The sequence below is a fragment of the Streptomyces sp. NPDC101776 genome, assembly GCF_044766845.1.
Taxonomy (GTDB): Bacteria; Actinomycetota; Actinomycetes; order Streptomycetales; family Streptomycetaceae; genus Streptomyces.
Genome location: NZ_JBIWMV010000018.1, coordinates 32,335 through 44,729, shown reverse-complemented (window position 1 = coordinate 44,729; position 12,395 = coordinate 32,335). Strand labels below are relative to the sequence as shown.

The following is a 12,395-nucleotide window of genomic DNA, read 5'->3' as shown; positions in this document are numbered from 1 at the left end:
CGTTCTTACGGGGGTAGGCTCGACAACGGCCGGTGGGCGCCGCGTGCACCGGCATTCGACATGCGTGACATGTGGAGAGGAGCCCTGACCCAGGGTGAGCACCAAGCCGACCACCACAGACCTCGAGTGGACCGAGTTGGACCAGCGGGCGGTGGACACCGCCCGCGTCCTGGCCGCCGATGCCGTACAGAAGGTCGGTAACGGCCATCCCGGTACGGCGATGAGCCTGGCCCCGGCCGCGTACACCCTCTTCCAGAAGGTGATGCGCCACGACCCCGCCGACGCCGACTGGGTCGGACGCGACCGGTTCGTGCTGTCCGCCGGCCACTCGTCCCTGACCCTCTACACGCAGCTCTACCTGGCCGGTTTCGGCCTGGAGCTGGCCGACCTCGAAGCGTTTCGCACGTGGGGCTCCAAGACTCCGGGGCACCCCGAGTACGGGCACACCACCGGTGTGGAGACGACGACCGGCCCGCTGGGCCAGGGTGTCGCCAACGCCGTCGGCATGGCCATGGCCGCCCGCTACGAGCGCGGTCTGTTCGACCCGGACGCCCCGCAGGGCGAGTCCCCCTTCGACCACTTCATCTACGCGATCGCCGGTGACGGCTGCCTCCAGGAGGGCATCTCCGCGGAGGCGTCCTCGATGGCCGGCCACCAGGAGCTCGGCAACCTCATCCTCCTGTGGGACGACAACCACATCTCCATTGAGGGCGACACGGAAACGGCCGTCTCCGAGGACACCGTCAAGCGCTACGAGGCCTACGGCTGGCACGTCCAGCGCGTCGCCCCGAAGCCGGACGGCGACCTCGACCCGCACGCCATCTACAACGCCATCGAGGCCGCGAAGAAGGTGACGAACAAGCCGTCGTTCATCGCGATGCGCTCGATCATCGCCTGGCCCGCGCCGAACGCGCAGAACACCGAGGCCGCGCACGGCTCGGCGCTCGGCGCCGACGAGGTCGCGGCCACCAAGCGCGTCCTCGGCTTCGACCCGGAGAAGTCCTTCGACGTCTCCGACGACGTCCTCAAGCACACCCGCCAGGCGCTGGAGCGGGGCCGCGAGGCGCAGGCCGCGTGGGACCCGTCGTACCAGGAATGGCGTGCGAACAACCCGGAGCGTGCCGCCGAGTACGACCGTATCCGCGCGGGCGAGCTGCCTGCCGGCTGGGAGGAGCAGCTCCCGGCCTTCGAGACGGGCAAGTCCGTCGCCACCCGTGCCGCTTCCGGCAAGGTGCTCCAGGCGCTCGGCGCGGTCATCCCGGAGCTGTGGGGCGGCTCGGCCGACCTCGCGGGCTCGAACAACACGACGATCGACAAGACCTCGTCGTTCCTCCCGGCGGACAACCCGCTGCCGGAGGCGAACCCGTACGGCCGCACGATCCACTTCGGCATCCGCGAGCACTCCATGGGCGCGGAGCTGAACGGCATCACGCTGCACGGCAACACGCGTGCCTACGGCGGTACGTTCCTCGTCTTCTCCGACTACATGCGCAACGCGGTCCGTCTCTCCGCGCTGATGCACCTGCCGGTGACGTACGTGTGGACGCACGACTCCGTCGGTCTCGGCGAGGACGGCCCGACCCACCAGCCGGTCGAGCACCTCGCCTCGCTGCGCGCGATCCCGGGCCTGAACGTGGTCCGCCCGGCCGACGCCAACGAGACCGCGATCGCCTGGCGCGAGGTCCTGCGCCGCTACACCAAGGTCTACGGCGAGGGCGCCCCGCACGGCTTCGCGCTGACGCGCCAGGGTGTGCCGACGTACGACGCCAACGAGGACACCGCCAAGGGCGGTTACGTCCTGTTCGAGGCGTCCACGGGTACGCCCGAGGTGATCCTCATCGGTACTGGTTCCGAGGTGCACGTGGCCGTCGAGGCGCGCGAGCAGCTGGAGGCCTCCGGGGTGCCGACGCGGGTCGTGTCCATGCCCTGTGTGGAGTGGTTCGACGCGCAGGACAAGGAGTACCGCGACAGCGTGCTGCCGCCGTCGGTCAAGGCGCGGGTCGCGGTCGAGGCCGGGATCGGCCTCACCTGGTACCGGTTCGTCGGGGACGCCGGTCGCATCGTTTCCCTGGAGCACTTCGGGGCTTCCGCCGACGGCAAGGTGCTCTTCCAGGAGTTCGGCTTCACTGCCGAGAACGTGGCTGAGAAGGCCCGGGAATCCATCGCCGCCGCCCAGAGCTGACGCTGACAAACGACACGTAGGAGATGCATTTTCCATGACAGACGCACTCAAGCGCCTCTCTGAAGAAGGCGTCGCGATCTGGCTGGACGACCTGTCGCGCAAGCGGATCACGTCCGGCAACCTCGCCGAACTGATCGACCAGCAGCACGTCGTGGGCGTCACCACCAACCCCTCGATCTTCCAGAAGGCCATCTCGTCGGGCGACGGTTACGAGCAGCAGCTCACCGACCTCGCCGCCCGCAAGGTGACCGTCGAGGAAGCCATCCGCATGATCACGACGGCGGACGTCCGTGACGCCGCCGACATCCTGCGTCCGGTCTACGACTCGAGCGGCGGCCAGGACGGCCGGGTCTCCATCGAGGTCGACCCGCGGCTCGCGCACAACACGGCGGCGACCATCGCCGAGGCCAAGCAGCTCGCGTGGCTGGTGGACCGCCCGAACACCCTGATCAAGATCCCGGCCACCCGGGCGGGCCTCCCGGCGATCACCGAGGTCATCGGCCTCGGCATCAGCGTCAACGTCACGCTGATCTTCTCGCTGGCGCGCTACCGCGAGGTCATGGACGCGTTCGTCAGCGGCCTGGAGAAGGCCAAGGAGCGCGGCCTGGACCTGGCGAAGATCCACTCCGTGGCGTCCTTCTTCGTGTCCCGCGTGGACACCGAGATCGACAAGCGGATCGACGCGCTGGGCACCGACGAGGCCAAGGCCGCCCGCGGCAAGGCCGGTCTCGCCAACGCGCGGCTCGCCTACGAGGCGTACGAAGAGGTCTTCTCCTCCTCGCGCTGGGCCGCCCTCGACAAGGCGCAGGCCAACAAGCAGCGTCCGCTGTGGGCCTCGACCGGCGTCAAGGACAAGGCGTACAAGGACACGCTGTACGTGGACGACCTGGTGGCGCCGAACACGGTGAACACCATGCCGGAGGCCACCCTTGAGGCCACCGACGACCACGGCCAGATCACCGGCAACACCATCTCTGGCACGTACGACCAGTCCCGCGCCGAGATCGCCGCAGTGGAAGCGCTCGGCATCTCCTACGACGAGGTCGTGCAGTTGCTGGAGGACGAGGGCGTCGAGAAGTTCGAGGCGGCCTGGACCGACCTGCTCAAGTCGACCGAGGCGGAACTCGCGCGCCTCGCCCCCTCGGAGGGCTGAGACCTTGGCTCCTCATTCCGGTTCCGGGGCGAACCCGCTTCGTGACCCCGCCGACCGACGGCTCCCGCGTATCGCGGGGCCGTCGGGCCTGGTCATCTTCGGCGTCACAGGCGATTTGTCACGCAAAAAGCTGATGCCCGCCGTGTACGACCTCGCCAACCGGGGTCTGCTGCCGCCGGGCTTCTCGCTCGTCGGCTTCGCCCGGCGCGAGTGGGCCCACGAGGACTTCGCACAGGAGGTCCACGACGCGGTCAAGGAGCACTCCCGTACGCCGTTCCGTGAGGAGGTCTGGCAGCAGCTCGTCCAGGGGATGCGCTTCGTCCAGGGCACCTTCGACGACGACGACGCGTTCGAGCGGCTCCGCGACACGATCGACGAACTGGACAAGGCGCAGGGCACGGGCGGCAACTTCGCCTTCTATCTGTCGGTGCCGCCGCGTTCCTTCCCGGTCGTCATCCAGCAGCTGAAGAAGCACGGCCTCGCCGACCAGGAAAAGGGTTCCTGGCGCCGCGCGGTCATCGAGAAGCCCTTCGGCCACGACCTCAAGTCGGCCGAGGACCTCAACAAGGTCGTGCACGAGGTGTTCGCCGCGGACCAGGTCTTCCGCATCGACCACTACCTCGGCAAGGAGACCGTCCAGAACATCCTGGCGCTCCGCTTCGCCAACACGATGTTCGAGCCGATCTGGAACCGGTCCTTCGTGGACCACGTGCAGATCACCATGGCCGAGGACATCGGCATCGGCGGCCGGGCCGGCTACTACGACGGCATCGGCGCCGCCCGTGACGTCATCCAGAACCACCTGCTCCAGCTGATGGCGCTGACCGCGATGGAGGAGCCCGCCTCCTTCTCCGCCGACGCGCTGGCCGCCGAGAAGGAGAAGGTGCTCGGCGCGGTACGGCTGCCGAAGGACCTGGGCAAGAACACGGTCCGCGGGCAGTACGCCGAGGGCTGGCAGGGCGGCGAGAAGGCCGTCGGCTACCTCCAGGAAGACGGCATCGACCCCAAGTCGAAGACCGACACCTACGCGGCCATCAAGGTCGAGGTGGACAACCGCCGCTGGGCGGGCGTCCCCTTCTACCTGCGCACCGGCAAGCGTCTCGGCCGCCGCGTCACCGAGATCGCGGTGGTCTTCCAGCGCGCCCCGCACTCCCCCTTCGACCAGACGGCGACGGAGGAGCTGGGCCAGAACGCGATCGTCTTCCGCGTCCAGCCCGACGAGGGCGTCACGGTCCGCTTCGGCTCCAAGGTGCCCGGCACCTCGATGGAGATCCGGGACGTCTCCATGGACTTCGCCTACGGCGAGTCGTTCACGGAGTCCAGCCCGGAGGCGTACGAGCGGCTGATCCTCGACGTCCTGCTCGGCGACTCGAACCTCTTCCCGCGCACGGAGGAGGTCGAGCTGTCCTGGAAGATCCTCGACCCGATCGAGCAGTACTGGGACAAGCACGGCAAGCCCGCGCAGTACCAGTCCGGGACGTGGGGTCCGGTCGAGGCGGACGAAATGCTCGCACGAGAGGGACGGAGCTGGCGTCGGCCATGAAAATAGACCTCACCGACACCACTGCCAGCAAGATCAACAAGGGGCTGGTGAAAGCCCGCCGCGCCATCGGCACCCCGGCCGTCGGCATGGTGCTCACCCTCGTCGTCGTCACGGACGAGGAGAACGCCTACGACGCCCTGAAGGCCGCCAACGACGCGTCGCGCGAGCACCCCTCGCGCACGCTCGTGGTCATCAAGCGGGTCTCCCGCTCGTCCCGCAGCCGCACTGAATCCCGCCTCGACGCCGAGGTCAGGGTGGGCACGGACGCGGGCAGCGGCGAGACGGTCGTACTGCGGCTCTACGGCGAGGTCTCCGATCACGCCCAGTCCGTGGTGCTGCCGCTGCTGCTGCCGGACGCGCCGGTGGTGGTCTGGTGGTCGGTGGACGCGCCGCGCGACACGGCGAACGACCCGCTGGGCGCCCTGAGCCAGCGCCGGGTCACCGACAGCTACGCGGCGGAGAAGCCCGTCGATGAGCTGCGGTCCCGCGCCGAGAGCTACGAACCGGGTGACACGGACCTGGCCTGGGCCCGGATCACGCCGTGGCGTTCGATGCTGGCCGCCGCGCTCGACCAGGTCTCCTCGGAGATCGTCTCCGCCGAGGTGGCGGGCGAGGAGTCCAACCCGAGCGTCGAACTGCTCGCGATGTGGCTCGCCGACCGCCTCCACGTGCATGTACGGCGGGCGGTCTCGGCCGGTCCCGGTCTGACCCAGGTCCGCCTGGAGACGACCGGCGGGCCCATCACGCTGCACCGGTCGGACGGGGCGATGGCCACCCTGGCCCTGCCCGGCCAGCCGGACCGCGCGGTGGCGCTCAAGCGCCGCGAGACGTCCGAGCTGCTGGCGGAGGAACTGCGCCGGCTCGACCCGGACGACACGTACGCGTCCACGCTGCGGTTCGGCGTGGACCGGCTGGGCGGGATCCAGTCGGCGGCGGAGCGGGCGGAGGCGGCGGCGGACCAGCCCGTACCGGCGCTGCCGGTGCGCGGGGTTCCGGAGGCGGCACCCGCGTCGACTTCGCCCTCGCCTTCGGCATCGGCATCGGCATCGGCATCGGCATCGGCTGCTACGTCGGCTCCGGCATCGGCTTCCGCCGCTGCTTCCGCTTCGTCGGACCAGGGTGACGCCGACCGGCCGACCCCCGCGAAGATGCCCCCGGTCAAGAAGCAAGAAGGCTGATCCGCGGTGAGCACTCCCCAACTCGTCGTCCACCGCGACAAGGAGCTGATGGCCCAGGCCGCCGCGGCCCGGCTGATCACGAAGATCGTGGACGCGCAGGCCTCGCGCGGCTACGCCTCGATCGTGCTCACCGGTGGTCGCAACGGCAACGGTCTGCTGGCAGCCCTGGCGGGTCAGCCCGCCCGGGACGCCATCGACTGGGGCCGGCTCGACCTGTGGTGGGGCGACGAGCGGTTCCTCCCCGAGGGCGACCCGGAGCGCAATGTCACCCAGGCCCGTGAGGCACTGCTCGACGCGGTGCCGCTGGACCCGAAGCGCGTGCACGCCATGCCCGCGTCCGACGGTCTCTACGGCAACGACGTCGAGGCGGCGGCGGCAGGCTACGCCGAGGAACTCGCCCGGTCCGCCGGTCCCGAGAACCACGGCTCCGTCCCGACCTTCGACGTGCTGATGCTCGGCGTCGGCCCGGACACCCATGTGGCGTCGCTCTTCCCGGAGTTGCCCGCCGTACGGGAGACCGAGCGCACGGTCGTCGGCGTCCACGGGGCGCCCAAGCCGCCGCCGATCCGGGTCACCCTGACCCTCCCGGCGATCCGGTCGGCCCGCGAGGTGTGGCTGCTCGCGGCCGGCGCGGACAAGGCGGAGGCCGCGGCGATCGCCCTGTCCGGCGCGGGCGAGATCCAGGCACCGGCGGCCGGAGCGCAGGGCCGCGCCCGCACCCTGTGGCTGCTGGACGCGGCGGCTGCTTCACAGTTGCCCCGCGCCCTCTATCCACCGGCTTCGGCCTGACACCGGCACGGGCACCAGCACCCTGCTGCCGAAGCCCCCTTACGGCCTTGCGGTCGCACGGGGGCTTCGGTGCCTCCCGGGCGGGTTTCGTCCAGCGGATCAGACCGCTGAGGCGGGGTCCGGTAAGCGATCCCTCGCAGCTTGACGGCATCGTCGTCAGTCACCGACACCCCTGCCCCGTCACCTGCGGCCGCACGGAAACCGCGATGCCTCCCGGACCGACTTTCTGGCCAGCGGATCAGACCGCTGAGGCGGGTTCCGACTTGCGATCCCTCGCAGCCTGACGGCACCGGAAACCTCGGCCGCATTGCCGTTGGTCACCGACACCCCCGCCCCGTCACCTGCGGCCGCACGGAAACCGCGATGCCTCTCGGACCGACTTTCTGCCCCGGCGGACCAGACCGCTGAGGCGGGTTCCGACTTGCGATCCCTCGCAGCCTGACGGCATCGGAAACCTCGACAGCATCGTCGTCAGTCACCGACACCCCCGCCGCATCACCTACGGCCGCACGGAAACCGCGATGCCTCCCGGACCGACTTTCTGCCCCGGCGGATCAACCCGCCGTCGCAGGGCCCGGCACCCGATCCCCCGCAGCCTGACGGCACGAGAGACCTCAACGGCATGGGCGCCGGCCCTCCGTTGCACGCTCTGGGTTGGCACCCGCCCGCCGATGCCAACGCCTCCTCCGCCTTCCACCCGCAGGCATCACACCCCGCGCAGCGGCTCACCCCAGTCACCGGGGCCCGCCCTGCTGAACAGGCCCCGGCGCCTTCGCGGCTCAACGACCGCGCAGCTCCCGGTACTTGGCGACCAGGGCCGTCGTCGACGCGTCCAGGCCCGGTACGTCGGCGCCTTCGGTGAGGGCGGGTTCGACGCGCTTGGCGAGGACCTTGCCGAGCTCGACGCCCCACTGGTCGAAGGAGTCGATGTTCCAGACCGCGCCCTGCACGAACACCTTGTGCTCGTAGAGCGCGATGAGCTGGCCGAGCACCGAGGGGGTCAGCTCGCGGGCCAGGATCGTGGTCGTGGGGTGGTTGCCCTGGAACGTCTTGTGCGGGACCAGCTCCTCCGCCACACCCTCCGCCCGCACCTCGTCCGGCGTCTTGCCGAACGCCAACGCCTGCGTCTGCGCGAAGAAGTTGGCCATCAGCAGGTCGTGCTGAGCCTTCAGCCCCTCGCTCAACTCCGCCACCGGCTCGGCGAAACCGATGAAGTCCGCCGGGATCAACTTCGTGCCCTGGTGGATGAGTTGGTAGTAGGCGTGCTGCCCGTTCGTGCCGGGCGTGCCCCAAACCACCGGCCCGGTCTGCCAGTCGACCTCCTGGCCGTCCCGGCCCACGTACTTGCCGTTCGACTCCATGTCCAACTGCTGCAAGTAGGCGGTGAACTTGGAGAGATAGTGCGAGTACGGCAGCACCGCGTGCGACTGGGCATCGTGGAAGTTGCCGTACCAGACCCCCAACAGGCCGAGCAGCAAAGGCACGTTGGACTCGGCGGGCGCGGTGCGGAAGTGCTCGTCGACGAGGTGGAAACCGTCGAGCATCTCCCGGAAACGGTCCGGACCGATCGCGATCATCAGCGACAGCCCGATCGCCGAGTCGAACGAATAGCGCCCGCCGACCCAGTCCCAGAACTCGAACATGTTGTCCGTGTCGATACCGAAGTCCGACACCTTCCCGGCGTTCGTCGACAGCGCCACGAAGTGCTTCGCGACGGCGTCCTGACCGGCCTTCAGTTCGGTGAGCAGCCAGTCGCGGGCGGAGGTCGCGTTGGTGATCGTCTCGATCGTGGTGAAGGTCTTGGAGGCGATGATGAACAGCGTCTCGGCCGGGTCGAGGTCACGGGTGGCCTCGTGCAGGTCGGCGCCGTCCACGTTCGACACGAAGCGCACCGTCAGACCGCGGTCGGTGAAGGCGCGGAGGGCTTCGTACGCCATCGCCGGACCGAGGTCGGAGCCGCCGATACCGATGTTGACGATGTTCTTGATGCGCTTGCCGGTGTGGCCGGTCCACTCGCCGGAGCGGACGCGGTCGGCGAAGCCGGCCATCTTGTCGAGCACCGCGTGCACCTGCGGCACCACGTTCTCGCCGTCGACCTCGACCACCGCGTCACGCGGGGCGCGCAGCGCGGTGTGCAGGACCGCGCGGTCCTCCGTGACGTTGATCTTCTCGCCGCGGAACATCGCGTCCCGGAGCCCGAACACGTCCGTGGCGGCGGCCAGCGCGTGCAGCAGCCGCAGGGTCTCGTCGGTGACGAGGTGCTTCGAGTAGTCGAGGTGCAGGTCACCGACCCGGAGCGTGTAGCCGGTGCCGCGTCCGGGATCGGCGGCGAACAGCTCGCGCAGCCGGACCTCGGCGAGCTCCTCACGGTGCTTGGCCAAGGCGGTCCACTCGGGCGTCTGGTTGAGCCTGGTACGGCCGTCTGCGTTCATTGCGACTTCAGCCTTCTTTCCTACCGACCTGGGGGCCGGTTCCAACCTAATTGATCAGCCCGTGACATGAGCGGTCGTCGCGTCGTCGTGCGGGGCAACAACAGGTACGTCCGGCTTGACCGCAGGTATCAGCGCGATGACCGACAGGACGAAGAAGGCGGCGGTGAGCAGTGCGGGTGTGTTCAGTCCCCAGGCCGTCGCGGTGAGGCCACCGAGGAGGGCACCGAGCGGGGCCCCGGCGACGGCCAGGGTGCGGAACGCGGAGCTGACCCGGCCCAGCATGTCGGCGGGGGCGCGCTGCTGCATCAGGGTCGTCGTGTTGACGTTCCACACCATGCCCATGAAGCCGAAGACCGCGAGGGCGGCCACGACCGCGGTCAGGCTGCGCACGGAGCCCATGACGACGAGGGCGCCGATCTGCGCCAGGCCCGCGAGCAGCACGCTCCGCAGCGGGCCGAGCCGGGTGGCGATCCGCCGGTTCACCGCTCCCCCGGCCAGGCCTCCGACGGCGTACGCGGTGGTCGCCGCCGCGTATCCGGCGGTGCCCGCGTGCAGCCAGCCGGTCACCAGGACGACCAGGGTGGCGATCAGGGCGCCCATGCCGACGTTGCACAGGGCGGTCGCCGCGCACAGCCCGCGCAGGGGCCGGTCGCGCCACAGGGTGCCCAGTCCGTCCGCGATCTCCGCGCGCAGTGTGCTGCCCGCCGGTCTCGGCGCGCGCTCGGGCGCCGTGGTGCGCAGGGAGGCGACCAGTGCGGCGGCCAGGAGGAAGGTCCCGGCGTCGGCCACGAAGGGGACCGCCGCGCCGGCGGCGATCAGCAGGGGCACCACGGGCGCCCCCATCAGGCCGCCCGCGATCTGCTGTCCGGTCATCAGCCGGGCGTTGGCGCTGCCGAGCGCCGCGCGGTCCACCAGGGCCGGCAGCAGAGCCGTGGAGGCGTTGTCGAAGAGGGTCTGGAGCGTGGTCAGTGCGAAGGCCAGCGCGATGAGCAGGAGGATCGAGGCGTGGCCGAGGGCGACGACCGCGGCGAAGGCGGCGACGAGCAGGGCGCGGACCGCGTCCACCGTCCACATCGCGCGCCGCTGGTCCACCCGGTCGGCTACCGCGCCGCCGAGCAGCCCGAAGACGATCCAGGGCAGATAGCCGCAGGCGGTCACGGACGCGATGAGCAGGGGCCGGTCCGTCAGCGAGACGGCGAGCAGGGGCAGCGCCGCACCCCGCAGCGCGTCCCCGAACCGGGAGACCACGGCGGCGCTCCACAACCGCCCGAACCCCCCACGCCACGCAGGCACATGACTGCCCGTCGCCTCGCCCGTCGTCACCATTCCCCCTCGCGGTCCGCCGATTCACGAACCGTAGAGGGTGCCACTGACAATCGGTCCGGAGGCGGCCGGCCACCGGGGCGCGAAACAGCTCCGGCCAGACACCTTGTGGGCGTCCGGCCGGTTCAACTCCTAGATTTCTCCCCGCAGTTTGGCGAGTGCCTCGGCGAGGATCGCCTCGCCGTCCGCGTCGCTGCGCCGCTCCCGTACATACGCGAGGTGCGTCTTGTAGGGCTCGGTGCGCGGTGGGGCCGGCGGGTTGTCCCGGTCCTGTCCGGCCGGGAAGCCGCAGCGCGGGCAGTCCCAGGTGTCGGGAACCTGCGCGTCGCTGGCGAAGCTGGGCTGTGTCTCGTGTCCGTTGGAGCACCAGAAGACGATGCGCAGCCGGGGCGCGGACTCGCCGCGCTCGGCCTCACCCATCGGCCCCGCCCCGACCCGGCTTCCTCGGATCGCGTTGCCACTTGCCACGGTCGTAACTCCCTGCGTGATGGTGCCGCGAAGCGAGTCGGCGTTTTCGCTCCGTTGCGAGCGCCTCAGTCTACGTAAGGCCCAACGCGCGTCCAGTGGTTGGAGTTACAGCCCCTACACCTAGACGCAAGCCCCATGATAGGCCGCGCTCAGCTGCGCGTACCGAACATGGGGCCTTACGTACGGAATGTGCGATGGAACGTGCGGTCAGCTCGTCTTCATCAGCAGACCGAGTACGACGATGCAGGCGAACCAGAGCACACCGAGCACCACGGTGATGCGGTCCAGGTTGCGCTCGGCGACCGACGAGCCGCCGACGGACGACGCCATGCCGCCACCGAACATGTCGGAGAGACCGCCGCCCTTCCCCTTGTGCATCAGCACCAGCAGCATCAGCAGCAGGCTGAAGACGATCAGGGCGATCGAGAACCCCAAAACCACGGCTGGACCAACTTCCTCGGATTCGGATGGACGACAGGGGGCATAGAGACAGCCCTATGCCCCCGCAAGGGTACGACGGATCGCCGCTACCGCCTACACACTGCCGGACTCACTGATCGCGGAAGCGCGCGATCTTGACGAACTCGTCGGCGTCCAGCGAGGCACCGCCGACCAGGGCGCCGTCCACGTCGGGCTGGGCCATGATCTCGGCGACGTTGCCGGACTTGACGGAGCCGCCGTACTGGATGCGGACCTGGTCGGCCAGTTCCTGCGAGTAGAGCTCGGCGAGCTTGCCGCGGATGGCCTGGCAGACCTCCTGGGCGTCACCGGCGCCGCAGACCTTGCCGGTGCCGATGGCCCACACGGGCTCGTAGGCGATGACGACCGACTCGGCCTGCTCGGCCGGGACGTCCTTGAGGCCGCCCTCGACCTGGGCGAGGGTGTGCGGGACGTGGTTGGCCGCCTCGCGCACCTCCAGCTCCTCGCCGACACAGAGGATCGGGGTCAGGCCGTGCTTGTAGGCGGCCTTGACCTTCGCGTTGACGATCTCGTCGGTCTCGGCGTGGTACTGGCGGCGCTCGGAGTGGCCGATCGCCACGTACGTGCACTTCAGCTTGGCCAGCATCGCACCGGAGATCTCGCCGGTGTAGGCGCCGGAGTCGTGCGCCGAGATGTCCTGGGCGCCGTACTTGATCTTGAGTTTGTCGCCGTCGACCAGGGTCTGCACGGAGCGCAGGTCGGTGAAGGGCGGCAGGACGGCGACCTCGACGGCCTCGTAGTCCTTGTCCGCGAGGGCGAAGGCGAGCTTCTGGACGTGGGCGATGGCCTCGAGGTGGTTGAGGTTCATCTTCCAGTTGCCCGCCATGATCGGCGTGCGCCCAGAGGT

At 69.8% G+C, this 12,395-nt stretch carries 10 protein-coding genes; 5 read left to right on the top strand and 5 right to left on the bottom strand.

Going from position 1 to position 12,395, the window contains the following annotated elements; translation table 11 throughout:
- The first annotated feature begins 94 nt into the window (after nucleotides 1-94).
- From tkt to pgl, 5 genes are read left to right on the top strand one after another with little or no spacing between them, the layout of a single operon-like run.
- Entirely contained in the window at nucleotides 95-2,182 is a 2,088-nt protein-coding gene (tkt, locus tag ACIRRY_RS38725; protein WP_403982607.1) for a transketolase, read from the top strand.
- Nucleotides 2,183-2,216: 34 nt separating this feature from the next.
- Nucleotides 2,217-3,335, top strand: a complete 1,119-nt coding sequence (tal, locus tag ACIRRY_RS38720; RefSeq protein ID WP_403982605.1) for a transaldolase — start codon at nucleotides 2,217-2,219, stop codon at nucleotides 3,333-3,335.
- 4 nt (nucleotides 3,336-3,339) lie between these two features.
- A complete protein-coding gene (gene zwf, locus ACIRRY_RS38715; protein WP_403982603.1) occupies nucleotides 3,340-4,878 on the top strand; it encodes a glucose-6-phosphate dehydrogenase in 1,539 nt (512 codons plus the stop codon).
- Nucleotides 4,875-6,056, top strand: coding sequence for a glucose-6-phosphate dehydrogenase assembly protein OpcA (gene opcA / locus ACIRRY_RS38710; protein ID WP_403982601.1), 1,182 nt, complete (start codon nucleotides 4,875-4,877; stop codon nucleotides 6,054-6,056). The genes zwf and opcA overlap by 4 nt, the downstream gene beginning before the upstream one ends.
- Nucleotides 6,057-6,062: 6 nt before the next feature.
- Nucleotides 6,063-6,845 (top strand): 6-phosphogluconolactonase, encoded by a 783-nt coding sequence (gene pgl, locus ACIRRY_RS38705; RefSeq protein WP_403982599.1) that lies wholly within the window; start codon nucleotides 6,063-6,065, stop codon nucleotides 6,843-6,845.
- A gap of 779 nt (nucleotides 6,846-7,624) precedes the next feature.
- Here the strand turns inward: pgl and pgi are convergent.
- The 5 genes from pgi to tpiA all read right to left on the bottom strand — a co-directional run bounded on the left by pgi (nucleotide 7,625) and on the right by tpiA (nucleotide 12,374).
- A complete protein-coding gene (gene pgi, locus ACIRRY_RS38700) occupies nucleotides 7,625-9,277 on the bottom strand; it encodes a glucose-6-phosphate isomerase (protein ID WP_403982597.1) in 1,653 nt (550 codons plus the stop codon).
- A gap of 54 nt (nucleotides 9,278-9,331) precedes the next feature.
- Entirely contained in the window at nucleotides 9,332-10,603 is a 1,272-nt protein-coding gene (locus ACIRRY_RS38695) for an MFS transporter (RefSeq protein WP_403982594.1), read from the bottom strand.
- A gap of 129 nt (nucleotides 10,604-10,732) precedes the next feature.
- Entirely contained in the window at nucleotides 10,733-11,068 is a 336-nt protein-coding gene (locus tag ACIRRY_RS38690; protein WP_200689387.1) for an RNA polymerase-binding protein RbpA, read from the bottom strand.
- A 207-nt stretch (nucleotides 11,069-11,275) separates the two neighbouring features.
- A complete protein-coding gene (gene secG / locus ACIRRY_RS38685; protein ID WP_078652560.1) occupies nucleotides 11,276-11,509 on the bottom strand; it encodes a preprotein translocase subunit SecG in 234 nt (77 codons plus the stop codon).
- Between the two features lie 109 nt (nucleotides 11,510-11,618).
- Entirely contained in the window at nucleotides 11,619-12,374 is a 756-nt protein-coding gene (gene tpiA, locus ACIRRY_RS38680) for a triose-phosphate isomerase (RefSeq protein WP_328686541.1), read from the bottom strand.
- Nucleotides 12,375-12,395 lie beyond the last annotated feature (21 nt).

Coding starts and splice junctions, on each gene's coding strand:
- opcA (WP_403982601.1), top strand. CDS start 4,875: ATGAAAATAGACCTCACCGACACCACTGCCAGCAAGATCAACAAGGGG.
- ACIRRY_RS38695 (WP_403982594.1), bottom strand. CDS start 10,603: ATGGTGACGACGGGCGAGGCGACGGGCAGTCATGTGCCTGCGTGGCGT.
- tpiA (WP_328686541.1), bottom strand. CDS start 12,374: ATGGCGGGCAACTGGAAGATGAACCTCAACCACCTCGAGGCCATCGCC.
- pgi (WP_403982597.1), bottom strand. CDS start 9,277: ATGAACGCAGACGGCCGTACCAGGCTCAACCAGACGCCCGAGTGGACC.
- tal (WP_403982605.1), top strand. CDS start 2,217: ATGACAGACGCACTCAAGCGCCTCTCTGAAGAAGGCGTCGCGATCTGG.